General features: G+C 68.7%; 26 protein-coding genes and 1 tRNA gene. 4 read left to right on the top strand and 23 right to left on the bottom strand.

Translation table 11 applies throughout. The features are described from left to right. Positions 1–7: 7 nt before the first annotated feature. From B7495_RS02660 to B7495_RS02645, 4 genes are all read right to left on the bottom strand, one after another. Positions 8–1,276 carry an ammonium transporter gene (locus B7495_RS02660; protein WP_088455208.1) on the bottom strand — a complete coding sequence of 423 codons (1,269 nt, stop codon included), beginning with the start codon at positions 1,274–1,276 and terminating at the stop codon, positions 8–10. Positions 1,277–1,434: 158 nt separating this feature from the next. Beyond that, on the bottom strand, positions 1,435–2,232 hold the full coding sequence (locus B7495_RS02655) for an RNA methyltransferase (protein WP_088455207.1): 798 nt from the start codon (positions 2,230–2,232) through the stop codon (positions 1,435–1,437). 108 nt (positions 2,233–2,340) lie between these two features. Continuing rightward, the gene (locus tag B7495_RS02650) at positions 2,341–3,822 is read right to left on the bottom strand and encodes an NAD-dependent succinate-semialdehyde dehydrogenase (RefSeq protein ID WP_088455206.1); all 1,482 of its coding nucleotides are present in this window, start codon (positions 3,820–3,822) and stop codon (positions 2,341–2,343) included. Between the two features lie 73 nt (positions 3,823–3,895). Then, positions 3,896–4,345, bottom strand: a complete 450-nt coding sequence (locus tag B7495_RS02645) for a MarR family winged helix-turn-helix transcriptional regulator (protein ID WP_198415735.1) — start codon at positions 4,343–4,345, stop codon at positions 3,896–3,898. Between the two features lie 105 nt (positions 4,346–4,450). Here B7495_RS02645 and B7495_RS02640 point away from each other — a divergent pair, with 105 nt between their 5' ends. Further along, the gene (locus B7495_RS02640) at positions 4,451–5,680 is read left to right on the top strand and encodes an amidohydrolase family protein (protein WP_088455205.1); all 1,230 of its coding nucleotides are present in this window, start codon (positions 4,451–4,453) and stop codon (positions 5,678–5,680) included. A 17-nt stretch (positions 5,681–5,697) separates the two neighbouring features. On the opposite strand, the gene B7495_RS02635 is transcribed toward B7495_RS02640, so the two are convergent. The 8 genes from B7495_RS02635 to B7495_RS02600 form a co-directional block, all read right to left on the bottom strand. Further along, positions 5,698–6,174: a hypothetical protein gene (locus tag B7495_RS02635; RefSeq protein WP_088455204.1), complete on the bottom strand. Its 477-nt coding sequence runs from the start codon at positions 6,172–6,174 to the stop codon at positions 5,698–5,700. 74 nt (positions 6,175–6,248) lie between these two features. Further along, positions 6,249–7,115: an anti-sigma factor domain-containing protein gene (locus B7495_RS02630; protein WP_088455203.1), complete on the bottom strand. Its 867-nt coding sequence runs from the start codon at positions 7,113–7,115 to the stop codon at positions 6,249–6,251. Then, positions 7,102–7,677, bottom strand: coding sequence for an RNA polymerase sigma factor (locus B7495_RS02625; RefSeq protein WP_240632366.1), 576 nt, complete (start codon positions 7,675–7,677; stop codon positions 7,102–7,104). Before B7495_RS02625 ends, B7495_RS02630 begins: the two co-directional genes overlap by 14 nt. A 153-nt stretch (positions 7,678–7,830) precedes the next feature. Next, a complete protein-coding gene (locus B7495_RS02620) occupies positions 7,831–8,667 on the bottom strand; it encodes a class F sortase (protein ID WP_088455202.1) in 837 nt (278 codons plus the stop codon). 28 nt (positions 8,668–8,695) lie between these two features. After that, positions 8,696–9,526: a DUF4397 domain-containing protein gene (locus B7495_RS02615; RefSeq protein ID WP_088455201.1), complete on the bottom strand. Its 831-nt coding sequence runs from the start codon at positions 9,524–9,526 to the stop codon at positions 8,696–8,698. Positions 9,527–9,730: 204 nt separating this feature from the next. After that, positions 9,731–10,327 carry an isochorismatase family protein gene (locus tag B7495_RS02610; protein WP_088455200.1) on the bottom strand — a complete coding sequence of 199 codons (597 nt, stop codon included), beginning with the start codon at positions 10,325–10,327 and terminating at the stop codon, positions 9,731–9,733. 28 nt (positions 10,328–10,355) lie between these two features. Further along, positions 10,356–11,783 (bottom strand): D-alanyl-D-alanine carboxypeptidase/D-alanyl-D-alanine-endopeptidase, encoded by a 1,428-nt coding sequence (locus B7495_RS02605; RefSeq protein ID WP_088455199.1) that lies wholly within the window; start codon positions 11,781–11,783, stop codon positions 10,356–10,358. Positions 11,784–12,024: 241 nt separating this feature from the next. Further along, positions 12,025–13,011: a Gfo/Idh/MocA family protein gene (locus tag B7495_RS02600; RefSeq protein ID WP_088455198.1), complete on the bottom strand. Its 987-nt coding sequence runs from the start codon at positions 13,009–13,011 to the stop codon at positions 12,025–12,027. A 60-nt stretch (positions 13,012–13,071) separates the two neighbouring features. On the opposite strand from B7495_RS02600, the gene B7495_RS02595 reads away from it, so the two are divergent. Further along, complete coding sequence (locus B7495_RS02595; RefSeq protein ID WP_088455197.1) at positions 13,072–13,242, top strand: multidrug transporter; 171 nt, start codon at positions 13,072–13,074, stop codon at positions 13,240–13,242. A gap of 53 nt (positions 13,243–13,295) precedes the next feature. Next, positions 13,296–13,550 carry a hypothetical protein gene (locus B7495_RS02590; RefSeq protein WP_088455196.1) on the top strand — a complete coding sequence of 85 codons (255 nt, stop codon included), beginning with the start codon at positions 13,296–13,298 and terminating at the stop codon, positions 13,548–13,550. Positions 13,551–13,559: 9 nt separating this feature from the next. Here the strand turns inward: B7495_RS02590 and B7495_RS02585 are convergent, their stop codons facing one another. The 11 genes from B7495_RS02585 to topA all read right to left on the bottom strand — a co-directional run bounded on the left by B7495_RS02585 (position 13,560) and on the right by topA (position 26,093). Then, entirely contained in the window at positions 13,560–14,387 is an 828-nt protein-coding gene (locus B7495_RS02585; protein ID WP_088455195.1) for an SGNH/GDSL hydrolase family protein, read from the bottom strand. Between the two features lie 102 nt (positions 14,388–14,489). After that, complete coding sequence (locus B7495_RS02580) at positions 14,490–14,975, bottom strand: aminoacyl-tRNA deacylase (protein ID WP_088455194.1); 486 nt, start codon at positions 14,973–14,975, stop codon at positions 14,490–14,492. A 155-nt stretch (positions 14,976–15,130) separates the two neighbouring features. Continuing rightward, entirely contained in the window at positions 15,131–16,423 is a 1,293-nt protein-coding gene (locus B7495_RS02575) for an alpha-amylase family glycosyl hydrolase (RefSeq protein WP_088455193.1), read from the bottom strand. 32 nt (positions 16,424–16,455) lie between these two features. Continuing rightward, on the bottom strand, positions 16,456–17,538 hold the full coding sequence (locus B7495_RS02570; RefSeq protein WP_168195277.1) for an acyltransferase: 1,083 nt from the start codon (positions 17,536–17,538) through the stop codon (positions 16,456–16,458). A gap of 226 nt (positions 17,539–17,764) precedes the next feature. Continuing rightward, the gene (locus B7495_RS02565; RefSeq protein ID WP_088455191.1) at positions 17,765–18,538 is read right to left on the bottom strand and encodes an SGNH/GDSL hydrolase family protein; all 774 of its coding nucleotides are present in this window, start codon (positions 18,536–18,538) and stop codon (positions 17,765–17,767) included. Between the two features lie 86 nt (positions 18,539–18,624). Then, positions 18,625–18,697, bottom strand: a tRNA-Thr gene (locus B7495_RS02560). Between the two features lie 52 nt (positions 18,698–18,749). Further along, entirely contained in the window at positions 18,750–19,382 is a 633-nt protein-coding gene (locus B7495_RS02555; RefSeq protein WP_088455190.1) for a TetR/AcrR family transcriptional regulator, read from the bottom strand. A 3-nt stretch (positions 19,383–19,385) separates the two neighbouring features. Further along, a complete protein-coding gene (locus B7495_RS02550; protein ID WP_370028220.1) occupies positions 19,386–20,918 on the bottom strand; it encodes an alpha/beta hydrolase in 1,533 nt (510 codons plus the stop codon). A 47-nt stretch (positions 20,919–20,965) separates the two neighbouring features. Beyond that, positions 20,966–22,210, bottom strand: a complete 1,245-nt coding sequence (locus tag B7495_RS02545; protein WP_088455189.1) for a DNA polymerase III subunit delta' — start codon at positions 22,208–22,210, stop codon at positions 20,966–20,968. A gap of 215 nt (positions 22,211–22,425) precedes the next feature. Beyond that, positions 22,426–23,046, bottom strand: coding sequence for a dTMP kinase (gene tmk, locus B7495_RS02540; protein WP_088455188.1), 621 nt, complete (start codon positions 23,044–23,046; stop codon positions 22,426–22,428). Positions 23,047–23,054: 8 nt separating this feature from the next. After that, a complete protein-coding gene (topA, locus tag B7495_RS02535) occupies positions 23,055–26,093 on the bottom strand; it encodes a type I DNA topoisomerase (protein WP_088455187.1) in 3,039 nt (1,012 codons plus the stop codon). Positions 26,094–26,354: 261 nt separating this feature from the next. On the opposite strand from topA, the gene B7495_RS02530 reads away from it, so the two are divergent. Next, positions 26,355–26,615: a hypothetical protein gene (locus B7495_RS02530; protein ID WP_088455186.1), complete on the top strand. Its 261-nt coding sequence runs from the start codon at positions 26,355–26,357 to the stop codon at positions 26,613–26,615. Positions 26,616–26,654 lie beyond the last annotated feature (39 nt).

Raw genomic sequence — 26,654 nt, 5'->3', positions numbered from 1 at the left:
CGGTTACTCAGGCCTTGCTGTCGACGAGGACGTAGCCCTCTTCACCGTGCATCACGGAGTCGATGCCGGCGATCTCGTCTTCGTTCTTCACGCGGAAGCCGATCGTCTTCTCGATCGCGAAGGCGATGCCGAAGGCGAGGACGAACGAGTAGGCGAGAACGGAGAAGGCCGCGATGGCCTGGACGAGCAGCTGGGTGCCGTCGCCGCCCAAGAACAGGCCGGTGCCGTTGGCGAAGAAGCCGAGGTAGAGCGTGCCGATCAGGCCGCCGACGAGGTGGATGCCCACGACGTCGAGCGAGTCATCGAAGCCCAGCTTGAACTTGAGGTCCACAGCGATGGCGCAAACCGCACCGGCCAGGACACCGAGCACAATGGCCCAGATCGGCTGCAGGGAGGCACAGGCCGGGGTGATTGCGACGAGTCCGGCGACGGCGCCGGATGCGGCACCGACCGACGTGGGCTTGCCGTCGCGGATCTTTTCGACCACGAGCCAGGCGAGCAGGGCGGCAGAGGGTGCAGCGATGGTGTTGACGAACGCGAGGGCCGCGGTTCCGTCGGCGGCCAGCTCGGAACCGGCGTTGAAACCGAACCACCCGAACCAGAGCAGACCGGCGCCGAGGAGCACGAAGGGCGGGTTGTGCGGAACGTGCACGCCCTTCTGGAAGCCGACCCGCTTGCCGAGCACCAGGGCGAGGGCGAGGGCTGCGGCACCGGCGTTGATGTGCACCGCGGTACCACCGGCGAAGTCGATCGCGCCGAGGCCGAAGACCGACTGCAGGCCGTGGGTGATCCAGCCGCCGTAGGAGAAGCTGCCGTCCTCGGCCAGGCCGAAGTTGAAGACCCAGCTGGCGACCGGGAAGTAGACGACCGTCGCCCAGATCGCGGCGAAGATCATCCAGGAACCGAACTTGGCGCGGTCGGCGATGGCGCCGGAGATCAGCGCGACCGTGATGATGGCGAAGGTGGCCTGGAACGCGACGAAGGCCAGCGGCGGGTACATCGCGCCCTCAGGGGTTTCCAGCGCGGCGGTCAGGCCGATGTTGGACCAGTCGATCGCCCACGGCGCGACGGTGCCTTCGGATGCCGGGAACGCGATCGCGTAGCCGTAGATGACCCAGAGCACGCCGATCAGCCCGAGGGCACCGAAGCTCATCATCATCATGCTGATGACGCTCTTGGCCTTGACCAGCCCCCCGTAGAAGAACGCGAGTCCTGGGGTCATGAGCAGGACGAACGCTGCGGAAATCAGCAAGAAAGCTGTATTGCCTTGATCCATTGGAAAAACCTCTCTGCACGGACGCAGCGGCTCGCGTCGGGTAAGACATACCCTGACAGGGCTGTGTTACACCCTCGGCAAAGCTCTGTTTCGAACACGTTGCAGAGAGCGCCCCTGTGTAAACAACAGATGACGTGAGGCTCAGAGGTCGACGAGAGTCAGCTGGAAAGTGCCCACATCGCGACGGCGCTGGCCGCCGCCACGTTAAGGGAGTCGATGCCGTGTTTCATCGGGATCTGCACCACGGCGTCCGCCGCGGCGAGCGCCTCGTCGGTGAGCCCCTCCCCCTCCGCGCCGAGCAGCAACGCCAGCCTGGCGTGCTGGTCGCCGTGGAAGTCGCGCAGGCTCACCGCATCCGGGGTGAGCGCCAGGGCGGCGACGTGGAAGCCGTGCTCGGTGAGCAGCCGCCGGGTGCTGGGCCAGTCACCCACCCGGGTCCACGGCACCTGCAGCACGGTACCCATCGACACCCGGATGGCCCGACGGTAGAACGGGTCGGAGCAGCGCGGGGTGACCAGGATCGCATCAGCGCCGATCGCGCCGGCGGAGCGGAAGATGGCACCGACGTTGGTGGGGTCGGTGACGTTCTCCAGAATCAGGATGCGCCGGGCATCCGACAGCAGCGCCGCCGGGTCCGGCAACACGGGCCGGTGCATCGCGGCGATCAGGCCACGGTGCAGCACGTAACCGGTGAGCTCCGTGAGCAGCTCCCCCGCGCCCACGAACACCGGCACGTCGTCGCCGACAAGAGCCCGGGCCTCGTCGAGGGTGTTCGCCAGGGTGAGCACCGACCGCGGCCGGTGCCCCGCCCGCAGCGCCCGCTCGAGCACCAGCGCGGACTCGGCGATGTACAGGCCGTGTTCGGTGCCGCGCGCCTTCTTGAGCGCCACATCCGTGGACTGGGTGTAGTCGGCCAACCGTGGGTCGCTCAGCTCATGAATCTCGATTATCGGCACCCCAAAAGCCTACCGACGCCCACCCCGCCCAAAACCGTGCGCGAAAGCGGTCACCTGGTTGCGTCAGCCCGCGGAGGTGACCGTGTGACCGCTTTCGCGAGATCTTGTCTAGTCGTAGTCGGCGAAGGGGTCGGGGGTGAGGGTGTATTTGGTGGAGAGGTACTCGTGGATGCCCTCTGAACCGCCCTCCCGGCCGAGGCCGGACTGCTTGACCCCGCCGAACGGGGCGGCCGCGTTGGAGACCACGCCCATGTTCAGCCCCATCATGCCTGTCTGCAACCGTTCGATCATGCGCTGCCCGCGGGCGAGATCCTGGGTGTACACGTAGCTGACCAGCCCGAATTCGGTGTCGTTGGCGATGCGCACGGCATCGTCTTCGTCGTCGAAGGGCACGATCGAGAGCACCGGCCCGAAGATCTCTTCGCGCAGGATGGCGCTGCCCGGCTTCACCCCGCTGATCACGGTGGGCTCGTAGAAGGTGCCGGCCCGGTCCAGGGCGCGACCGCCGGTGAGTAGGGTCGCGCCGCGGCCGAGGGCGTCCTGCACGAGGGTGTCGGCCTTGGCCACGGCATCCGCGTTGATCAGCGGGCCGATCTTGACGCCGGTCTCGGTGCCGCGGCCCACGGCGAAGTCGGTGACGGCCTCGGTGACCCGGCGGGCGAACTCCTCGGCGACGGATGCCTGCACGATGAACCGGTTGGCGGCGGTGCAGGCCTGGCCCACGTTGCGGAACTTCGCGGCCAGGGCGCCCTCGACGGCGCGGTCCATGTCAGCGTCCTCGAAGACCAGGAACGGGGCGTTGCCGCCGAGCTCCATCGAGGTGCGCAGCACGTTCTGCGCGGACTGCTGGATGAGCTTCTGGCCGACGCCCGTGGAGCCGGTGAAGCTCAGCTTCCGCAATCTGGGGTCGGCGATGATGGGCGCGGACACGGCCGCCGACGTAGAGGTGGTGAGCACGTTCACCACACCGGCGGGCAGGCCCACCTCCTCGAACAGCTTGACCAGGTACAGCGTGGTGAGCGGGGTGAGCTCGGCGGGCTTGATCACGACGGTGCAGCCGGCCGCGAGCGCTGGCGCGATCTTGCGGGTCGCCATAGCCAGCGGGAAGTTCCACGGGGTGATCAGGAAACTGGGTCCGACCGGGTGCTGCGACACGATCATGCGCCCGGTGCCCTCGGGGTTGGTGCCGTAGCGGCCGGTGATGCGCACGGCTTCCTCGCTGAACCAGCGCAGGAACTCGCCGCCGTAGCCGACCTCTCCGTAGGCCTCGGCGAGGGGCTTGCCCATCTCCAAGGTCATCAGCAGCGCGAACTCGTGCTTGCGTTCCTGCAGCAGTTCGAAGCTGCGGCGCAGCACCTCGCCGCGCACCCGCGGCGGGGTGGCGGCCCAGGCCTCCTGGGCTTCGACGGCGGCGTCGAGGGCGGCCAGACCGTCGGCGACGCCGGCGTCGGCGATGGTCTTGATCACCTTGCCCGTGGACGGGTCGTGCACGGAAAGGGTGTTCCCGTCGGCGGCGGGCACCCACTGCCCGTTGATGAACAGCTCGTTGGGAACGTGCTGGAGTAGTTCTGCTTCGGTTACGTGCGCCACAAATGCCTCCTGTGAAGTCGTCGACCTCAATCTACTCGGGTGCCCCGGCCGGACCCCGAATCGACGGCGATTGTCAGGCGTGCCGACCACTGTCGTCGGCGTACCGGGTCAGGAGCCGCGCGAACTCGAGACGATCGGCGTCGGTCCAGGCCGAGGTGATCTGTTCGAAGGTCTCGCGTTGCAGGCGGCTGAAACGATCGCGGAGCTCGACACCTCCCGGCGCCAGTCTCAGCACGGTCCGGCGCCCGTCGGCAGCGGATGCGGCGCGCTGGAGGTAGCCGGAATCAATGCAGTCGGTGACCATGCGGCTCGCGACCGACGGATCCACGTTCAGCTGGTCGGCGACGGCACCGACAGTCATCTCCCCGTCTGCTTCGTCGACCACGTTGATGATGAGGTTGCGGGTGAGGTCGCGCTTGGTCATACCGTGGTCGGTCAGTGCTTGATTCGTGCGGCGGCGCAGGCGCGAGAACGCGGCACCGACGTCATCGAGGAGAGCGTCTGGGGTTTTGTTCGGATCCACACCCCGAGTCTAGCCTTACATGCGTGTTTGCATATCCATGCTGTTATGCACATACTTGTGAGTGCGCATCCATTTGAGCTGCCGCAGAACATCAAAGGAGACCTCGTGTCCGTCACCGCCATCATCCATGCACGTGTTTTCGACGGTGAGAACACCACCGAGAATCAGACCGTCATCATCGACGGGTCCACAATCGTCGGCGTCGGCGGGCCCGTCCCGGCCGGGGCACAGATCGTCGATGCGACGGGCGCGACCCTGCTCCCCGGCCTGATCGACGCTCACGTGCACACCTCGCCGGACTCGCTCAGGCTCGCTCTGGCCTTCGGCGTGACCACCGAGCTGGAGATGCAGGGCACGTCGACCAGGTTCAATCGCGCGCACATCTCCGCCGACGACACGCTGGCGGATGTGCGCTCGGCCGGCTTCGGGATCACTCCCCCCGGTGGCCACCCCAGCGAGCTCTTCCCCAAGGGTGACCGCCCCACCGACGACGACGACCCGGAGCCGGCCGACGGAGCCCCGGCCTTCGTGATGCCGTTCTCCACGACGCCGGCCGAGGCCGTCGCGTTCATCCCACAGCTGCTGGCCGGCGGGTCGGACTACATCAAGTTCATGGTCGACGACGGCAGCGTCGAGGGCCACCCCGGACTGCCCATCCTGGATCAGGCCACCCTCGACGCCGGTGTCGCGGAAGCACATCGCCTGGGAGCGCTCACCGTTGCGCATGCGCTCACCGTCGACGCCACCCGGATGGCCATCGACGCCGGCATTGACGGGCTGGCGCACCTGTTCATGGACCGCCCGCATACCCCGGAGATCATCGATGCCATCGCCGAATCGGGTGCTTTCGTGGTCGCCTGTGTGGTCCTGAACGCATCCATGATGGGCATCAGCGGCGCGGAATTCGCTGCGGACCCCCGGGTACACACGAAGCTGAGCCCCGAATGGCTCACCACCATCCAGGCCAGCTTCGACCGCTACCCGCAGGGCCGGCTCGGTGACGTGCTCGCGTCGGTGAAGGCCCTGCACGAGGCCGATGTCGACCTGATCGTGGGAACCGACGCATCCGTTGCCGTGCCGTTCCTGGGCGGACTCGCCCACGGAGCCAGCGTGCACCACGAACTCCAGCTCCTCGTGCAGGCCGGGCTGACCCCCGCCCAGGCCCTCACTGCTGCGACATCCACCCCTGCCCGACGCTTCGGGCTCAGCGACCGCGGCCGGATTGCCGAGGGTCTGCGGGCCGACCTGTTGCTCGTCGACGGGGACCCGACAACCAACATCTCCGACACGCTCTCCATCCGTTCGGTGTGGCGGAACGGAACAGCCGCCGTCTGATCACGACGGCGGGTGCGTCACTCCAGGGGCTCGGCGGCGACGTGACGGTCAGAGGGCAGGATGCCCAGGCACAGCAGGAGGGCAATCAGCTGCAACGTCCCCGACACGAAATAGAGCGTGTGCAGGAATGAATACACCGGCAGCAGTGCGACCTCCACGTAGATCCAGATGATCATGCCGAAGCCGGCGACCCCGGCCGCGCCGGTGTACCAGGGCTGCCGCCCGTGCTGCCCGAGCACGGCGAGCGCCTGCGTGCCGCCGATGACCACCAGCAGGATGAACCCGGGGATCACGTAGGAGTCGAACGGGGTGCCGACGAGCCAGCTCATCGGCATCCCCATCCCGTTGCCCACGATCAGGCCGAGCCCGCCGCCCAGCGCTGACAACAGGTTGAACCAGCCCATGACCAGCAGCGCCAGCCACCACAGGCGACGTGGCCGGGGCCGGTCGGTGCCGGGCACGGCGGGGCGAACGGATGCGGGATGGGACGCCATATCGCCATCCTGATCCCCCGGCGTGCGGGTCACAATCCCCCGCCCGGGTTGCGCGACATCAGTCGCGGTGTGGGCTACAGGCCGGTCAGGGTGCCGCGCACTATCGAGTCACCCGAGTGGGCCGGGTTGCCGTCGGCGGGTTCGGCCGAGACGTCCACCACCGGGAACTCGGCCAGGTCGAGGTCCGCCGGGAGGCTGAACCGGCCGGTCGCGCCGTCGAGCAGCCCCACACTGACCAGCCCGGTGGCGTCGGCGGTGAGCAGCCACACCTCGCGCAGCCCCTCGTTGCCGGCATCGTCGGCCAGGTCCACCACGACCTCGCGGCGCCCGTCCGCGGACTCCTCCACCGAGGCACTACCGCTTGCCGTCCAGCCGGGCAGCGCGTCCAGTTGTGCCTGGGCGAGTACGGTCTCCGCGGCCGGTTCGCGGGTCGACTGCCACCAGACCCCGCCCACGATGCCGCCGACGATGCCGACCGCGCAGGCCGCCGCGGCCACGGGCAGCCAGACGCGACGGCGCCGGTGCTGGTCCAGCTGCACAACGGGCGCCGGCTCTCCTGCCGGTTCGGCGCCAGGGCGCTCTGTCCCGCTCGCGGCGCCCGCGGCAGGTCCGACACCAGGGGTCGTGTGCTTTGTCAGGTCGCCGCCGGCCAGGTCCCCGCCGGCCAGACCGGCCGCCGCGAGGTCGACCTCCGCCAGCCGCGGCGGCGCAGCCACCGCGGCGGAGAAGCCGAGGGCCGAGTGGATGCGGCCCCAGACGGCATCCGCGGGTTCGACCAGCTCGACGCTGCCGGCGCTGCGGCCGATCAAGACGGTGCGGCGCAGCGCATCCAGCTCGCCGACGCAGCCCGGGCAGGCGGCCAGGTGCTCGCGTTCGGCGGGAGTGAGGTCGAGCTCGGCGAGCGCGACGAGGGCGAGCGTGTCGCGGTCAAGATGCGTCATCGTTCGCCTCCAATCGAGTGCGCAAGCGGGTAAGGCTGCGGCGGATATGACTTTTCACGGTGCCGAGCGGCAATCCGAGGCTATCGGCGATCTGCACGTGGGTGAGGTCCTCGTAGAACGCGAGTCGCATCACACGTTGCGGCACCGGTTCGAGGCGGTTGAGCTCCTCGCCGATCAGCAGCCGCTCGGCCACGTCGGCGGACTCATCAACCGTGTACAGGTCGGCCTCGTCCACGAGGGACTGTTCGAGGCGCCGCCGCCGGGCGCGGGCGTCGTGCGCGTCGGCGATGGTATGCCGGGCGATGCCCACGATCCAGGCGGGCAACGCCGCCCGACCCTCGTCGAACCCGTGCCGGCCGCGCCACGCGGCGATGAACACCTTCTGCGTCACGTCTTCGGCCTCACCGGTGTCGCCGAGCGAGCGCACCGCCAGGGTGTACACCAGCGACGACCAGCGCGCGTAGGCCTCGGCGAGGGCGTGTTCGTCGCCCGCGCGAAACCCCGCGATCAGGTGGGCCTGGTCACGATCATCGTCGGTGCTGTTCGCAAAGGGGGTGCTCACGTCAACGTGCTGCCTCCGGGATCGGTACCGTGTGGTGCGGGTGTCCATCTCAGCACTCACGACCCGATCGAACCGGCCCGCGAGTGCGACCAGCATAACCACCCCCGGCCTCTGTACGCACGCCCCGTTCGGGCGGCAGGGTCCGACTCACGTTCATGGCGCCGGCACCGCCGTCACTATCACGTTGGACAGGTACCGTCGGGCGTCGTAGTCGAACTCGCCGCCGCAGGTCACCAGGGTGAGCCGCGGCTGACCGGACCTGTCAAACACGCTCGCCCACGGTACCGCCGGCTTTTCCACGCTGTCGACGGATGCCACTGTGTACCGGTGCGCGCCGCCGTCGGCAGTCTCCAACACGATCTCGGTGCCCGCCGGAGCGTCGGCCAGCAGGGCGAACGGGCCGATGTCGTAGACGAGGGAATCCACGTGCGCGGCGACGACGGTGGCGCCGGCCGGGCTGGCGGGGCCGGCGCCGTACCGGTACCAGGCGGCGACGGCGGGGTTCGCCGGCAGGGCCATGGCCGCGTCCTCGGCCAGGCCGACGGCCTCGATCGGCATGTCGATGCCCAACGCGGGCACCCGCACCCGTACCGGGGCGCTGACCGGGCCGGCCAGCCCGGCCAGGTCCGCGGACCGGCGCGGCACATCCGGTACCGCCGGCGGCGGAATCGGAGCCGGCGACGGCACCCGGGCCGGAGCCGAGATTGACGGTTCCTGCCCGGTGCGGCCGGCCCACGGCAGTCCCCCCGGAAGCCCGGCGGAGGCGGGACCGCCCAGACCGGTGAACCCACCGGTCGCCGGGCGTCCCGCCCCGCCGACCCCATCGACGTCGCCCGTTACGGCGAATCCACCGGCGGCAGGATCAGTGCCGCCGATCCCGGAGGCCGGGGCCGCGCATCCGCTGAGCAGGCCCATTATCAGCCCACCCACCAGGACCGGACCGACCACGGCGCGGGTCACAGTGGGCCACCCGAACAGGCTCACCACCATGACCCGCACCTTCCTTGTCAACGACCCGTTACTGCCGCGCCTCGGCGCGCCGGGTGCCGTAAACCGCCGCCGCGCTGATCATCAGCACCAGGGCGATGGCCGCGCCGCCGAACCACAGGCCGGAGCTGTTCCCGGGCTGGTTAGTTGCCACCAGGCCCGCGCTGCCGGCGGGAACGCCGTCAGGGTTGGAGTGCAGCCCGTCGATGGTCTGCACCGCGAGCGCCAGGTTGCTGTCGGTCAGGCTGCCCCAGGCGTACACGATGGTGTTGGTGCCCTCGGCCACGTTCACGTCGGCCGGGCCGATCACCGGGTCGGTGGTTCCGGTCGCGGCCACGGAGGCCGACACCGTGCCGGCCGGCAGGGTCAGCATGGACTCATCGGGGTTGCTCAGGTTGGTGATCACCGCGGTGCCGCCGGCGAGCACGTCCACGGCGGGGGCCGCGGCGACGTGACGCACCGTGAGTCGGCCTTCGCCGGCGCCGACGGTGCTGATGTCGTTGGTGAACAGGGTCGCCGTGGGTGCCCCGGCCGCGTCGAGGTGCGCGGCGGCGGTGTAGTTCTTGCCCGCCTCCAACGAAATGTCGACCGGACCGATGGCCGGCGAACTCGCGTCCGCGGCATCCGATGCCGTGATCGCCACGGTGTAGGTGCCCGCGGGCAGTTCGAGCGGGCCGGCGATGTCGCCGGGTTCGAAGTTATCCAGGGTGAGTGCGTCGTTCACGTACACGTCGACGGTGAGGCCGGGTACCCCGTGCAGCACGGAGAGCTGGGCGACGTCGGTTGCGGCGTTCGCCGGGGCGATTCCCGCCAGGGCGACAAGGGCGCCGGCTGCGATGCCGACGGTGATGGTCTTGCGCATGGTTTCCTCCAGTCAGTGGAACGAGAGCGGGAACCTGTCGGTTTCCCGTTACCCGTTACTTCCGGAGGACTCCCTCATTCGGATGCACCCTGCCGAGAAAATTTCTCAAGCAGTGGGCCTCCCGTCCAGTTGCAGCAAAGTGCCCCTTCGACGCTCGCGAAGGGGCACGGTCCGGCACGTCGCCGGCAGATGCGGACGCGCGTGTCAGGCCTGCTCGACGACCTCCGAGGTAGCCAGCACCGCACCGGCGTGCGCGAGTTCGGCCAAGGCCTTCTCGCTGGACTCCGGTGCCACTCCGGCGATGAGGTCGGTGAACACCCGCACCTGCTGGCCGTGCTCGAGGGCATCCAGCCCCGAGGCGCGCACACAGAAGTCGGTGGCCAGGCCGACCAGGTCCACGTGTGTCACGCCGGCGGCGATGAGCAGCTCGCCGAACTTCTCGCCCGACCCGTCGACGCCCTCGAAGATCGAATAGCCCGGCTGGCCCTGCCCCTTGAGGATGTGCACCGTCGACTCCGGCAGCGTCAGCGCCGCGTGGTACTCCGCGCCGGTGGTGTCGGCGACACAGTGCGCCGGCCAGGTGTCCACGAAGTCGGGTTCGGCATCCACCGCGAAGTGGCCGTTGTTGCCGCCTTCGGCGTCGTGCCAGTCACGGGAGGCGAAGATGTGCCCGTAGGTGTTCGGATGCGCCGCCAGCAGGGCGCTGATCGCCCCGGCCACGGCGGCCCCGCCGTCAACCGCGAGGGCGCCGCCCTCGGTGAAGTCGTTCTGAACGTCAATGATGATCAGTGCGCGGGTCACGGATGCACTCCTGTCGGTTGAAAGTCACTTAGGTGTTCGAGAGGTTGTTTCCGCAGCGGAAAAACCCTGTCGTGATGGTATCGATCGCCTGCTTCGCATTATCACCCACATCACCCAGCGCGTATACGGCGAAGGTGAGGGTGCTGCCGTCGCCGGCCTTGATGATGCCGGCGAGGGCGTAACCGGTGTCGATCCAGCCGGTCTTGGCGAACACGGCGCCATCGGCATCCGCGTTGCCGCCGCTGAACCGGTCGCTGTAGGAGAGCGAGCCTGAGCTGCCGCCGGCGACGGGCAGACCGTCGAAGATCACGCCGAGGCTGCCCTCGCGGGCGTTGATCTTCTGGAACAGCTTGGTGAGGTAGCCGGGTGGCACAGCGTTGTTGTCACTGAGCCCGGAGCCGTCACTGACGCGGATGCCGGTGGTGTCGATGCCGTACTCGGCCAGTCCCGCGAGCACGGCGGGCTGGATGGCGCCGAAGGTGTTGCCGGTGCCGCTCTCCACGGCCACCAGGCGGGCGAGCATCTCGGCGAGCGCGTTGTCGGAGACGATCAGGGACTGCTGGATCAGGGTGGACACCGGTTGGGACTGCACGGCGGCGAGCTGGCCGGCGCCGGCCGGGGCGGTGCCGACACTCACGGTGGGGTCGCCGCCAAGCTCGTCGGCGAACGCGGCGCCGGCCCGCGCCACCGGGTCGTCGCCGCGGGCGGAGGTGCTGTTGTACGGGTTGTCCCGGTCGCCGTCCACCTGCAGGGCCGTGATCTCGGGCATGTACCCCTGGGTCTGTTCCTTGCGGTCCCAGCTGGGCTCCCAGGCCGGGTCGCCGAAGTAGCTGGAGTCCAGCAGCACGGAGGTGATCGCGGTGCCGTCCATCGCCGCCCGGGTCTGTTCGGCGAGATCGTCGAGGTGCGCGGCGCCGGCGTAGAAGGACTCGTCGCCGCTGGGGGTGCTCGAGAGGGTGAGGTCGCCGCCGCCGACGAGCACCACCTGGCCGGGTTCGCTGCCGGCGACCACGGTGGTGGTGGCGCGGTAGTCCGGGCCGAGCACGCTCAGCGCGGCAGCGGAGGTGAGCACCTTGAGCACGCTGGCCGCACGGGATGCGGTGCTGCCGCCCCGGTCGAAGAGGATCTCGCCGGTCTCGGCGTTGACCACCTGGGCCTTGAACTCGCCCAGCCGCTCGTCCGCGGCGAGGTCGGCCACCGAGCAGGTGCGCAGCGGGGCGGTGACGGTGGCGAGGGTCGGGGCGGGCCTGGTCTGGGCGGGGGTGGGGCTGGGCGTGGGCGTGGGCGTGGCGGATGCGTCGGGTGCGGCCACGGCGACCGGCTTGGCGTTGCCGCTGGCCGTGCCCGCCCACACGGCGCCGCCGCCGAGCAGCACGAGGGCCACGGCCGCGGCGACGATCAGGCGCAGGGGTGTGCGCGTGGTCTGCTCAGGCACGGACGGTTCGGGGGTATCCACTAACGAAGGTTACCGAGCCGGGGTGGGAGCCCGGCAAGAGCGCCGGGTCCGGGCTGGCGCATCCGCGCTGGCTGGTTGAGGCTTCGCGGCGCGGGTTCGTGGTCACGGCACGGGTTGCTGGTCGCGGCGCGCGTTATTCCCGGCGGCACGGGGTCTAAGGTGCGCCGCCGAGAACAAGACGTGCCACGAGAAAGAAGGTGTGCCGCGACAGCACAGGACAGATCGGTTGCGCGCCCCAGCCTTAGTCGCCGAGGTAGACCAGGCCGATCTCGGCGCGGATCGCGTCGAGGGTCTCCATGATCTGTACGGATTCGCTCGTGGTCAACAGGTCGCTGGCGATCAGGCCCGCCGCCACAAGCCGTTCGGCTTCGGCGGCCTGGAAGTGCATGCCCCGGCCGGTGATGGCGGGCGTCTCGTACGCCTCGACGACCTCGTTGGCGCTGTTGTACACGCGGAACGAGGTGGGCGAGTACCAGACCTCGTCGATGTCGATGCGACCCTCGGTGCCGAGGATGCTGGCGGTGTTGGGCCCCTTGGTGTCGCTCGCGGAGAGCAGCGACGCGATCTGGCCGCCCGGGTAGTGAAAGATCGTGGCGATCTGGGCATCCACCCCGGTGGCCTTGAAGGTGGCAGAGGCGAGGATGGTCTCGGGCGGGCCGAACAGCGCCGAAGCGAACGACACCGGGTAGATTCCGAGGTCGAGCAGCGCGCCGCCGCCCAGTGCCAACGAGTTGATGCGGTGGGCGGGGTCGTCGGGCAGGTCCTGGGTGTGGTCGGCGATCAGGGAGCGCACGTCGCCGAGGCTGCCGGCGGCGAGAATCTCGCGGATGCGCACCATGTGCGGCAGGAAGCGGGTCCACATGGCCTCGAGCACGAGCAGGTTCTTGCTCTCGGCCAGGGCCACCACGGCGCGCGCCTCGGCAGCGTTGAGGGTGATCGGCTTCTCGATCAGGACGTGCTTGCCGGCCTCCAGCGCCAGGGTGGCGTTGGCCGCGTGGAACGGGTGCGGGGTCGACACGTAGATGATGTCGACCTCGGGGTCGGCCACGAGTGCCTCGTAGCTGGGGTGCGCGGTGGGGATGCCGAATTCGGCGGCGAAAGCATCCGCGGATGCCTGACTGCGGGAGCCGACGGCCTGCACAGTGAAGCCGTTCTTCACGAGGTCGCCGGCGAATTGGTGGGCGATTCCGCCCGTGGCCAGGATTCCCCAGCGGAGTGCATCAGTCATGCTGCGAGCCTAGCGAACCCACTCGGCCGCACACCAGAACGGCATGTTATTGTGCCGGTCATGAGTGAAATGACCTTCGACGAAAAACGCCACGACCAGCTCACCACCGCGCCCAAGGCCAGCGAGGCGGATGCGGCGCCGCGGGTGACCGTGGACGAACAGGCCGATGGTGTGAAGCGCATCGACGTGGCCGACACCGCCGCGGTGCGGCCCGGCAAGACCGAGGAGTAACCCGTCACCTGACGTTTGCCGAGCGGTCATCGAGGCCGCATACGCTGACGCCTGTGAGCGAGAATCTGCTTCTGGCCCGGCGCACGAACCCGCAGCAGCGGGACGTGCCTCGCATGCTTACCCCGCCACGGCGGGCCGAGCCCCGCTTCGACACCCCGCTACCGATCCAGCTGCCGCAGCCGGCCGTCCGGCCCGAGTTCGCGGTGCGCAATTCCCCGACCGACCTGGTCTTCCGAGCGCTCTGGCAGCTGGTGGGCGTCTACGTCTTCGTGGTGCTGCTGGTCAAGGACCGCCGACTGCCGCGCTGACCGGCAGGGTCAGTCGGCGCGGGTCAGGGCCGTCGCGAGCACCCGGTCCGCGATCGCCCGATGGCCGGCGTCGTTGACGTGCACCCCATCGGACACCACCATGTCGCTCTGGATGACCACGGGGTCGAGCAGACTCACGTACTCTGCGTCGACCCGGTCCGCGGCGGCGCGCACCCAGCCATCCAGATCGGTGATCATGGCCGTGGCCGGCTCGGCGGTCGACGGCCCCACCGCGATGAGCCGGGCGTTCGGCAGGCCCTCCCGGAGAAGGCTGAACGTCCTGTCGACGGCGGCCTGCACCAACTCCGGGTCCGTGGCGAGCGCCCACCGGTCGTTCTGGCCACCGGCGATCACGACGACGTCGGGGGCGGCGGCGACGATGTCGGCCACCCGGTCCGGGTAGGCGGGGCAGTCGTCCTGGCCGCAGCTGGCGACCCCGGCCATGGTGACGTACCCGGTGCCGCCCTGGCCCTCGTTGACCTCGGTCCAACCGGCGGCGTAGGCCACGACGGTCGTCCACTTCATGGTCGGATTCGAGGCGCCCCAGCCCTGGGTGTACGAATCGCCGAGGAACACGGCGACGGCGGGGTCGGTCGGTGACGTCGGCGAGTCCGTGGGTGCAGCTGACGCGGTGGGCGGGGCGGACGCGGTGGGCGCCGGCGTCGCCGGGGGCAAGGTGGGCACCAGTGACGCGGTGGATGCGGCGCCCGCGCCGACCACGGCTGCCACCACCGCGGCGATGCCACCGATCACGAGCACCAGAAGTGCGGCCATCAGCACCAGGCGCCGACGGCGCCCTGCGGCGGGCGGGCTCGTCGGGGTGCGCTGTTCTGCCATGCACCCAGCTTAGGAGCCCGCCGCAAGCCCACGAACCGTGAGAAAAGCACCAGCCGAGGCGGTTTTTCGGGGCCTTTCTGACAGTTCGCGAGTGGGGCGGCCCTAGGTGCGGGGCTTGATCTCGTCGGTGATGTCGGCCACCGTGGCCCCGTAGGCGGCGATGAGCGCGTCGGCGTCGACGAACGCGGAGTAGCCGTGCTCCCCTGCGCCCATCGCCACCCGGGCGCCGCGCATCCGCTCGTCGGCGAACACCGGCCAGGCGGTACTGCTGCCCAGCGGAGTGATGGTGCCGCGCGAATACCCGGTCGCGGCCAGGGCGAGGTCTTCGTGCGGCAGCGACAGCTTGTTCACGCCCACCAGGGCGCGCAGTTTGGCCCAGCTGATCTGCCGGTCACCGGGCACCAGCACGAAGAGGTAATCCCCGTCGTGGCGCTTCACCACGAGCGACTTGACGATGCCGGCCGGCTCCAGCCCCAGCAGCCGGGCAGCGCTCTCGAGGCTGTCGGCGGCGGGGCGCTCGACGATGTCGATGTCGAGTCCGCGCGCCCGCGCATCCGTTTCGACCCGTTCGCGCCCTGTGTCAGCCATGACCAAAGTCAACCACGCGGGTGGGGGTGCCGAGGCCGCCCGGCCCACGGATGCTCGCGGCTCGGCTCGTTCCTCGCGGCGCGGGTTAGAAGCCGCGCCACGAGGAATAGGGCGCGCCACCAGGACTACGGTGCGCCGCGATCGCGCAGACCGGGTCAGCCGAAGATCGCCCAACCGTGCGGCGGCACTGTGTGGCCGGCCGGGCTGGAGTCCGCCGCGCCGGCCAGCCGCTCGGCCGCATCCGTGACGACGGTCAGGGCCTCGTCGCCGAGGTTGAGCGCCACCACCAAGCGTTGGATGCCGTCGGTCACCTCGATCACGTACCCCGTATTGGTCAGGGCGAGCGGCCGGCTCGTGGCCGTGTGCAGCCACGGGTGCCGGCGCCGCAGCCCGATCAGCTCCTGGTGCAGTACGAAGGTGTCCGCGGCGACCGGATCCTGATCGGCGGACGGCAGGTCGGCGGGGCTCGCGGGGTAGACGGGGCGGATGGCGTCATCGCCACCGGCGCGCTGCTCCTTCACGGCGCGCAGCCCACGCTCGTCGCCGTAGTAGATCGCCGGGGTGCCGCCGAGGGTGAGCAGCAGCAGCAGGGCGTGCGGGTGGTGGCGCTCGTCCTGGATCTGGCTGGCCAGCCGAGTCACGTCGTGGTTGCCGATGAAGGTGTACGGCACAAATGCGTCGAGGAACGCGGTGTGCCGGGTGAGCGCCCAGTCCAATTCGAAGAAGTTGCGCTCGTTCAGCGCGTGCCAGATCGCCTGCCAGAGTTCATACTGGGTGACGGTGTCCACCCCGGATGCGGCGACGAAGCCGGCGTAGTCGCCGTGCAGCACTTCGCCCATCACGTATACCTCGGGGTGCTGCTCGCGCACCCGCGGCAGCACGCCGGCCCAGAACGCGGCGGGCATCGCGTATGCGGCATCGAGGCGCCAGGCGTCGATCCCCCGGTCAAGCCAGTGCGCCATCACGTCGGTGACGAGCTCCGTCACGGCCGGGTTGTCGTGGTTGAGGGTGACCAGGGCGTCGTGCCCCTCGAAGGCCACGAGCTCACCGGCCAGTGTGCGGCGGAACAGGGCGTTCTCGGGCGCGGACGGGTCGGCCAGAGCGGTGACCAGCGGCGTGAAATCCCGGCCGACGTGGTTGAACACACCGTCGAGCATCACTCGGATGCCGCGCCGCTGGCACTCGGCGATGAGGTGGTCAAGGTCTGCGGTGTCGCCGAGCCGCGGGTCGACCTCGAAGTAGTCGGTGGTGTCGTAGCCGTGGGTGCGGGAGGCGAAGACAGGGCCGAGGGCCAGGCCGTTCGCGCCGAGATCGAGCAGGTAGTCCAACCAGGACTCGATCTGCCGCAACCGGTGCGTGGGCGTGCGGTCTTGCCCGGTGGTGTCGGCACCGACAAGGCCCAGCGGATACACGTGCCACCAGATCACGTGTTCGGTCCAGTTCGGCACGTTTGACTGTATCGCGCCGTCCGGCCTCGGCCCTACGCCTGCGGAGCGGCTTCGACCAGCACCGGATCCTTGTCCATTCGCGGTCCGCGCTCCTTCGGTCGTAACCTTTCCGCCATCGGAATCTCGACGAAGGTGTGAAGCAGCCACGCGACACAAATTGAAGCCGCGAGTGCGGCAAGCAACTCGCCCCCCACGATCAGGCTGGGCGTCGCTTCACTGTAAATCCCGATCTTCGTAAGGACGGCGAATACGACGGCCATGACCATTGCGTGGAGCAGATAGAAGGCATAAGACCAGTTCCCCAGCGCGACAATAGGCTTCCAGCGGAAGACGCTCGGCTTGTCGAGCAGATCGGATGTTGCGAGGGACGTGACAAGGATGATGAAGGGGATGAGCGTCACCGCAAACCTGGAGAGCGAATACGGCGCAATGGAAGACACGTAGATTCCGGCAGTCGCCAGAGCCACGGCCCCACTCAGCGGTATGGGCGATCGAAGCCCCCGGCTAAAGAGCAGGCCGAGGACAACGCCGACGATGAACTCCAAGAGCCTGAGTGGAGGAAAGATGATGATGAACCAACGCGTGAATTCATTCTCGGGAAGCGGCAGGGCAAGAAACGCAACCCCAATGCTTGCCGTTGCCGCCCCCGCGCCGATGAAGGCAAGCGACCGCGTACGCAGCCGGTGAATCAAGCGGTGCAGGTAGGGGAAAACGAGGTAGAAGAACGCCTCACACGAAAGGCTCCAGAACACGGCGCTCCCGGCAAAATAGACGACTTCCACAGGGACCCAGGCCTGAAGCATGGTCAAGGGAACGAGGTCAGCCCAGCCAAACCCGCCCTGTGTGAGCAGAATCGCCAGTGCGATCAGCCAGGCGACCAAGTAGGACGGGTAAATTCGCGCGAACCTACGGCGGTAGAAGTGGCCTGGAGTGTCATCGGAGCGGGCCGTCCACGCCATGACAAATCCGCTCAGCACGTAGAAGAGGGACACCCCGACCATGCCTGCACCAAAAACGGCTAGCTCGTCGCCTGTCGAAAATTCCACGCTGTGGAATCCGAAAACCAACAGCGCCGCGAAAATCCGAACCCCGGTGAGTGAATCTAGTCGCTTCACATCAATCCCCCTTTATTGCCTATGTGAGCCTACTTCAGAATTCTCTCTGACCGCGCGGATGCCTGCGGAGCGAATCCGCGCGCGCCGCGCACGTAGATGGGCACTCTGACGCGGCTTCAGCCGGCGAAGTTTCGCCCGCACGGAATGCGGAGATGCGGGGCACTCCCGGTCCGGTGAATGGGCGCTTACTCTCCCGGCACGGATCCGGCGGGCCTCAATCCGATGGCTAGCTGACGGTCAGTGCGGCGAGGATCGCATCGGCGATCTGCTGGTGCCCGGAGTCGTTGGGGTGGAATGTGTCGCTCTCACCGAACGGCGTTGCCGTTCCAACCGGCCCTCGCGTCCCATCCGCTTCGAAGATATCCACCAAGGGGACGTAGCGCCCCCCAGCCGCGAGGCACTCCGCCTCGATGACAGCATCGTACGCTTCGCCGGCGTCCTGCCAGGTTCCGGCGCAGATCAATGCTGCGCCCGGGGACGTGGTTGTGATCTTGCCGAGAAGGTCCCGGTATTGGCTGGTGAATTGGTCGAATGGGGTCTGTGTTCCGACGTCGTTGGTGCCCAGCTCGACCACGGCCAGGTCCAGGTCGGCGGGCACCTCAACGATGCGGCTTACTGTGGTCAGGGTTTGATCGGCAAGTTCTGCCGTGGTCAGTTCGACCGGGCCAAGTGCCGTGGCCACACGGCTGCGGAATCCAGCCTCAGCACTCGACGCAAAGTAATTTCCGGTGAGGGAATCGCCCGCAAAAAGCACGCGCAATGGTGTGCCGTCGCGCACAATCGCCAGCGGCCCTGGGACGGAGACCTGCGTTGGAATCGGCGCAGCCGATGCCGTTGAAGCCGGAAGCGACGCCAGGTCGGGTGGAGTTGTAGCTGCAGATTCGGTGAGCAAGTATCCGGCGACGCCGATCACGGCAAGAACGGCTGCACCAAGCACATATAGCGAGGTCTCGGCGCGGCTACGCTTGTGGCGCGTACTCCACGCTTTACTGCTCATCATTCGAATCTACGTAGGTTTTCACGGCCGCCCTGACAAATCGACCCCCCCAATTGTGGTGAGGGGATCCGGGCACCCGCATCGAAGAGGGCCGCCTATCAGAATCGAACTGATGACCTATTCATTACGAGTGAATCGCTCTACCAACTGAGCTAAGGCGGCGTGAGACCGAATACTTCCCGAAGAAAGACGCGCGGCGACACAGCATCCAAGCTTAGTCGATCGGGGAGGTCACGGTGTACAGCTCACGGAAGGACTTGGCGACCCAGGCCGACAACGGGGTGCAGTCATCCGCTTCGGCCCAGCACCGCCAGGCATGCCGGGTGGCAGCCATGGCGATCAGGGTCACCAGCAGCGCCCGCTGGGCGAGGGCCCCCGGGTCCTCGGCGAGGTGCGGGGCGTCGGCGGTGAGCCGGCGCTCGACGATGTGCTGCAGGCCGGCTTCGAAGTTGCGCAGGGTGGCCATCCGCATCGTGAAGAGGTAGCTGTTCTCTTTCATCACCGCGCGGCGCAGCTCGTGGATCTCCCGGTCGCCGTCGGTGTTCTGCAGGCTCCGGCTGATTAGCCCGGCCAGGTCGGTCATCACGTCGGAGGGTCCGCCGGCGACGAACCGCTCGATGTCCTCGTCGCAGGCCAACTCCAGTTCGTCGCCGACCAGGGCGGAATCCTTGGAGGCGAAGTAGTTGAAAAACGTGCGCGGCGAGATGGCAGCGACCCGGCTGATCTCCTCGACGGTCACCTTGTCGATGCTCCGCTGGGCGCAGAGGGTGAGCACGGCACGCTGGATCTCCCGGCGGGTGGCCAGGCGTTTCCGTTCCCGCAGGCCTGGTTCGTCAGCAGCGCCCATCTGTCAGCACATCGGGTCGGCCGCGGGCACGATGCCGTCGATCAGGTAGCTGTCGACGGTGTCGTTGACGCAGGCGTTGGACTTGTTGTACGCGGTGTGACCCTCACCCTCGTAGGTGACGAGCTGCCCGCTGTCGAGCTGCTCGGCGAGGTTCTGTGCCCACACGTAGGGGGTGGCCGGGTCGTTCGTGGTGCCCACGACGAGGATCGGGGCCGCGCCGGTGGCGTGGATGGCCTGGCGCTCCCCGGCGAAGGCGTGCGGCCAGCTGGAGCAGGAGATGTCGCCGTAGGCCATGTACTTGCCGATTGTGGGGGCGATCTGCTCGATCTGGGCGGCCTCGGCGCGCATGGAGGTGAGGTCGTCGTTGTAGGCGTAGTCCAGGCAGTTGATGGCCGTGAAGGCCTCGGTGGAGTTGTCGCGGTAGCTGCCGTCGGGGTTGCGGCCGTTGTAGCCGTCGGCGAACTGCATGGCCCCGTCGGCGCTGCCCTGCAGCACGCCCTCGAACATGTCGCTGAGGTTGGTCCACGCCGTCGCCTGGTAGAGCGGGTAGATGATCGCGGTGAGCAAAGCGTTCGCGCCGAGCTGGCGGCCGTCGGTGGCGGTGATCGGGCTGGCATCCACCGACGCCAGCAGCGCCGAGATGGTGGCCATGGCGTCGTCGACGGTGCCGTCGAACGGGCAGGCCGAGCCCGCCAGGCAGTCGGTGAGGTAGGCGCGCAGGGCGTTCTCGAAGCCCAGCGCCTGGGTGCTGGTCACCTCGAAGTTGCTGGTGGACGGGTCGAGGGCGCCGTCGAGCACGAGCCGGCCGACCTTGTCGGGGTACAGCTCGGCGTAGGTGGCACCGAGGAAGGTGCCGTAGGAGAAGCCCAGGTAGTTGAGCTGGGCGTCGCCGAGCACCGAGCGCATCAGGTCGAGGTCGCGGGCGGCGCTGCGGGTGTCGACCTGGCCGAGCAGGGCTCCGGTCTCATCGCTGCAGGATGCGGCGAAGTCGGTGGCGCTGGCCTCCAGCTCCTGCACCCACGCGTCGCTGCCGCGCTCGGCGTCGGCGATCCCGTAGAGGTATTCGTCCATCTGCGCCGGTTCGTAACAGGCCACGGCCGAGGACTTGCCGACCCCGCGCGGGTCGAACCCGACGATGTCGTAGCGTTCTTGCAGGGCAGCATCGGTTGCGTAGTCGACGGATGCCTTGACGAATTCATAGCCGGAACCGCCGGGTCCGCCGGGGTTGAGCAGCAGCGACCCGAGCCGGTCACCGGTGGCGGGTTGGCGCACCAGGGCGAGGTCGACCGAGCCGCCGGCCGGGTCTTCCCAGTCCAGCGGAGCCGACACGGTGCTGCACTGCATGCCGTTGTCGCAGTCGGACCACTGCAGCACCTGGCTGTAGAACGGATCCAGCGGCGCATCGACCTTTTCGCCGGTGGGCGTGGAGGTCGACGGTGCGGGCTGGGGCATGAACCACGTCACGCAGCCGGTCAGGCCGAGCGTCACTGCCACCGCGGCCGCCATGGTCGTGAATACGCGAGTGCGCTGGGTCACTGGGTTCCTCTTCTCTGGTGAATCCTGTGCATGTGCGGCGACTGCCGTCACCGTCGGATCATCGACACCAGCATGGCCTCGAGGGCCAGCGCCGGTGCCACGTTGGCTTCAATTCTCTGCCGGGCCAGGGCAATCGCATCCATCGTCGCGACGGTGGTCGCCGGCGGGCAGGCCCCGGCGGCGCGGCGCAGTTCGGGCAGCAGCTCGAGGTTGATGATGGTGCTGTCCCGGCCCAGCTGCATCATCATTACGTCGCGGTACAGCGAGGTGAGGTCCACCAGGATGCGGTCGATGCCGTCGCGCAGGCTGCGGGTGGCGCGGCGTTTCTGGTCGTCTTCGAGGTTCTTGATCTGGCTGCGGAGCGCGGGCGGCACCGACTGGCCGGGTTCCACGCCGAGCGAGCGCAGCACACCCTCGCGTTCGGCCGCATCCCGCTCGATGGTGATCGCCTTGGCGTCGTCGCCGGCAATGGCGAGCAGTCGGGCAGCGGCGTTGACCGCGGTGGACACCCCGGTGAGGCCGAGGGCGGCGCGGAGGGTCTCCTCACGGCGGGCGCGGGCCTCGGCGTTGGTGGCGAGCCGCAGGGCCATGCCGATGTGGCTCTGCGCCTCACGGGCGGCCCGTTCGGCGACGGCCGGCTCCACGCCGGTGCGACGGATGAGCAGCTCGGCCACCGCGTCGATGCTCGGCACCCGCAGACGCACGGTGCGCACCCGGGAGCGGATGGTGGGCAGCAGGTCGGCCTCGCTGGGGGCGCAGAGGATCCACACCGTGCGTTCCGGCGGCTCCTCCAGCGCCTTGAGCAGCACGTTGGAGGTGCGCTCGACCATGCGGTCAGCGTCTTCGACGACCACCACGCGGTAGCGACCCACCGACGGGGAGTACTGCGAGCGGGCCACGGCTTCCTTCACGGAATCCATCTTGATGATGACGCCCTCGGTGCTGAGCACGGTGAGGTCGGGGTGGGTGCGCGCGTCAACGAGCCTCTGGGTGGACTCGTCGCCCTGCGGCGTGCCGGGGCTGAGCAGCGCGGTCGCGAAGGCGAAGGCAAGGTTGGAGCGGCCGGAGCCGGGCGGGCCGGTGATCAGCCACGCGTGGGTCATCGAGGAGGAGGTGCTGCGGACGGCGGCGCTCGTCGCGGTGGCGGCATCCGTAGCGGTAGCGCTCGACAGGGAGGCATGGGTGTCGGCGGCGGGGCGCTCGAGTGTGGCGACCGCTCCCGGGCGCTCTGCGGCGGCACGGAAGATGGCGATCGCATCTGCTTGACCCGTCAGGTCGTCCCACACTGCCATTCGTCAAGGCTACCCGGAGCCGGTGACAGCCGGGTGCGGGTGCCTCCCCCGCGCGCAGCGCATCGAGTTGCCGGTTGAGGGCCCCTGGGTGCTCTCTGTAGGGCGTCAACTGGCATCTCGCGGCACCGCATATCCGCCCACTTGCCGCAAGATGCCCCCTCCTAGCGGGCGAAAGGGGGTTTTGCGGCAAGTCGGGGCGGGTGCGGCGGGACGCCCTAGAGCAGGGCGGCGACGCGGGCGCGGATGAGCGCGGCGAGCTCGTCGACCGGCAGCGACGCATCCAGCACCAGAAAACGGTCGGGCTCGGCGGCGGCGAGGTCGAGGAACGCGGCGCGCACCCGGGCGTGGAACTCGCCCTTCTCGGCTTCGAGCCGGTCGAAGACCTTGTCTGCGGCGTCGAGGCGGCCGCGGGCGGCGGTCTCGTCGAGGTCGAGCAGCAGGGTGAGGTGCGGCAGCAGGCCCTCGACCGCCCAGAGCGAGAGGTCGCGCACCTCGGTGCCGCCGAGTACCCGGCCGGCGCCCTGGTAGGCGACGGAGGAGTCGAGGTAGCGGTCCTGGATGACGATTTCGCCGCGGGCCAGCGCCGGGCGCACCAGGGTGCCGATGTGCTGGGCCCGGTCGGCGGCGTACAGCAGGGCCTCCGCGCGGGGCGAGACCTCACCGCGGTGGTGCAGCACGATCTCGCGGATGGCGACGCCCACCTCGGTGCCGCCGGGCTCGCGGGTGCGCACCACGGTGCGACCCTGGGCCTGCAACCACTCGCCGAGCAACTGCGCCTGGGTGCTCTTGCCCGACCCGTCGCCACCCTCGAGGGTGATGAACAGGCCGGGCTTCACAGCATCCGTCACGACTGCGCGGCCGCCTGTGCTGCCTTCGCGGCCGCGTTGGCCGCCCGGGTGGCTGCGGCTTTCGCGGCGGTGGCGGCCTTCTGCTCCGGGGTGCGCTCGGCGCGCACGCCGGGGGTGGCCGCAGACGTGCCGGTCTTCTTGACCGGGGCCCGCTTGGCGGCGGTCTTGGTCACCGCACCGGCCTTCACTGCGCCGGCTTTTTTGGCCGGGGCCTTCTTCGCGGCGGGCTTCTTGGCCGCCGGCTTCTTGGCGGGAGCTTTCTTCGCCGGCGACTTCTTCACCGCCGGGCCCTTGGCCCGCTTGTCGGCGAGCAGCTGCACGGCGCGCTCGTAGTCGACCTCGTCAACACTCTCGGCCTTGGGGATGGTGGCGTTGGTGATGCCATCCGTCACGTAGGCGCCGAACCGGCCGTCCTTGATCTTGATGGCCTTGCCGCTCTCCGGGTCGGGCTCTTCGAAGTCCTTGAGCGCGCTGGAGGCACGGCGGGCGCCGTACTTGGGCTGCGCGTACAACTCGATGGCGCCGGCCAGGTCGATCTCGAAGATCTGGTCCTCGCTGGTGAGCGACCGGGTGTCGACGCCCTTCTTGAGGTACGGACCGAACTTGCCGTTCTGGGCGAGGATCTCGGTCTGCGTCTCGGGGTCCAGGCCCACCACGCGCGGCAGGTTCAGCAGCGCCAGCGCGGTGTCGAGGTCGACGGTGGCCAGGTCCATGGATTTGAACAGCGACGCCGTGCGCGGCTTCACCGCGGCGGCGGCCTTCTTGGCCGGGGTCTTGCGCTTGGGCTTGGCGGCGGCAGCGGGTGCGGCGGCCGGGGCTCCGGCGTCGGCCAGCGAGGTGACCTCGCCGGTAAGCGGGTCGATGGACTCGCCGGGACCGTCGGTGTCCGCCGGCGGCTCGAGCTCGGTCACGTACGGGCCGAAGCGGCCGTCCTTGGCGACGATCTCCTTGCCGTTGTCCGGGTTCGCGCCGATGACGCGGTCGGTGACGACCGGGGCATCCACGAGTTCACGGGCCTTGGCAGGGGTGAGCTCGTCGGGTGCCAGGTCCGGCGGGATGTTCACCCGGCGGGGGGTGGCATCCGGGTCGGCGGTGGGGTCGGCGACTTCGAGGTAGGGGCCGTACTTGCCGATGCGCAGGGTGATGTCATCGACGATGTGGATCGAGTTGATCGAGCGGGCGTCGATCTCGCCGAGGTTGTCGACGACCTGGCGCAAGCCGCGGTGCTTCTCCGAACCGAAGTAGAAGCTGGTTAGCCAGTCCACCCGGTCGGCGGTGCCGCCGGCGATGCGGTCGAGGTCGTCTTCCATTTCGGCGGTGAAGTCGTATTCCACCAGGTCGGTGAAGAACTCCTCGAGCAGCCGCACCACGGAGAAGGCGATCCAGTTCGGGATCAGAGCCTGCCCGCGCGGGGTGACGTAACCACGGTCGGTGATGGTGGAGATGATCGACGCGTACGTGGAGGGGCGGCCGATGCCGAGCTCTTCGAGCTTCTTCACCAGGCTGGCCTCGGTGTACCGGGCGGCCGGAGTGGTTTCGTGGCCCTTGGCCTCCACCTCGACGAGGGTCAGCGTCTGGCCCTCTTCCAGCGGCGGCAGCTTCGACTCGGTGGGGTCGGTGGAGGCGTTCCGCTCCTCGTCCCTGGACTCCTCGTACGCGAGCATGAAACCGCGGAAGGTGATGACGGTGCCGCTGGCGGCGAATTCGGCGAGCGCCTCGGAGGCGGCGGGGTGCGCGGCCTGGCCGGTGGGGCCCGCGGCGATGGTCACCGACGCGGTCGAACCGGTCGCATCCGCCATCTGGCTGGCGACGGTGCGCTTCCAGATCAGGTCGTAGAGCTTGAAGTCGTTGCCGCGCAGCGAGCTGGACAGCGAGGACGGGGTGCGGAAGGTATCGCCGGACGGGCGGATGGCCTCGTGGGCTTCCTGCGCGTTCTTGCTCTTGCCCTTGTACAGGCGCGGGTTCGCGGGCACGGTCTCGGCGCCGTACAGCGACGCGGCCTGCTTGCGGGCGGCGGTGATCGCCTGCTGCGACAGCGAAGGCGAGTCGGTACGCATATAGGTGATGTACCCGTTTTCGTACAGCGACTGGGCCACGCTCATGGTCTGCCGGGCGGTGAAGCGCAGCTTGCGCGCGGCCTCCTGCTGCAGGGTCGAGGTGGTGAATGGCGCGGCGGGGCTGCGGCGGTAGGGCTTGGAGGCGACCTTGGTGACGGCGATCGGCACGCCGGGCACCTTGAGGGCGTCGGCCAGGGCGAGGGCGGATGCCTCGTCGAGGGTGGCCGCGACGACCTTGGGCTTGAGCTTGCCGGTGTCGTCGAAGTCGCTGCCGGTGGCGATGCGTTCGCCGCCGAGGCGCACGAGCTTGGCCTGGAAGCCGTTCTCGGCGGAGGCGCCGGGAACGAGCTGGGCGATGAGGTCCCAGTAGCCGGCGGACACGAACGCGAGGCGTTCACGTTCGCGGTCGACGACGAGGCGGGTGGCGGCGGACTGCACGCGGCCGGCGGACAGGCCGGGGCCCACCTTGCGCCAGAGCACGGGCGAGATCTCGTAGCCGTAGATGCGGTCCAGGATGCGCCGGGTCTCCTGCGCGTCGACGAGGGCGGTGTCGAGGTCGCGGGTGTTCTGGGTGGCCGCGATGATGGCGTCCTTGGTGATCTCGTGGAACACCATCCGCTTGACCGGAACCTTAGGCTGCAAGACCTGCAGGAGGTGCCACGCGATGGCCTCGCCTTCGCGGTCCTCATCAGTTGCGAGGAGGAGTTCGTCGGCGTTCTTCAGCGCCCGCTTGAGGTCACTGACGGTTTTCTTCTTCGCGTCGGAGACCACGTAATACGGTTCGAAGCCGTTGTCGACGTCGACGGAGAACTTGCCGAGCGGGCCCTTCTTGAGTTCCGGCGGCAGATTCTTGGGCTCGATCAGGTCTCGGATGTGCCCGACCGACGACAAAACCTCGTATCCGTCGCCCAGATAGGCGGCGATCGACTTCATCTTGGTCGGCGACTCGACAATGACCAGCTTCTTAGTGCCTGGCACCAGACTCCTCTTTATAGGTAACGGTCTGTGAAACGACCAAGCCACACCATACACACAGGAATCGAGTGCGCGCCGACGGTGACGGCGCGGGAGTGCCCCGAATTGACTCCACGGTAGCTCGCTCACGGCGCAGGGCAAGGCTGAAACGAGTGTGCACATGTGTTCGCGGAATTCGCGGCGGCATCGCCCGACACGCGGCCGGTGAGCCTCGGTTTGCGGATTAGGGGTTGCCTCCGCGGAGCACAGCCGCACAATAGAGACATGGTTACTGCAGCGCAGGGCACGTACACCGCGAAACTGACGGACGGCCCCCTCGAAGGAAAAACCGTCACCACCGAGTTCCTCGAATCCGGGGATCCCCGGCCGCGGATCGAGATACCCGCCGACGCAGCCGGCAAGCGGTACCTCTATGCCCGCGCCGCCGGTCTCGAGTTCGATTCCGCCGAGCATCCCGACAAGCCCTCCGCCGTGGACTACCGCTACCTCGAGGCGCTCTTCGACACTCCCCCAGCGACCACTTAGCCCGGCGATCGGGGATGCTGCACTTCTGGCGGCGAGCTC

This window comes from Cryobacterium sp. LW097 (assembly GCF_002205495.2).
Lineage (GTDB): Bacteria > Actinomycetota > Actinomycetes > Actinomycetales > Microbacteriaceae > Cryobacterium > Cryobacterium zongtaii.
The sequence above is the reverse complement of the archived record's forward strand: the minus strand, read 5'-3'. Positions and strand labels throughout refer to the sequence as shown.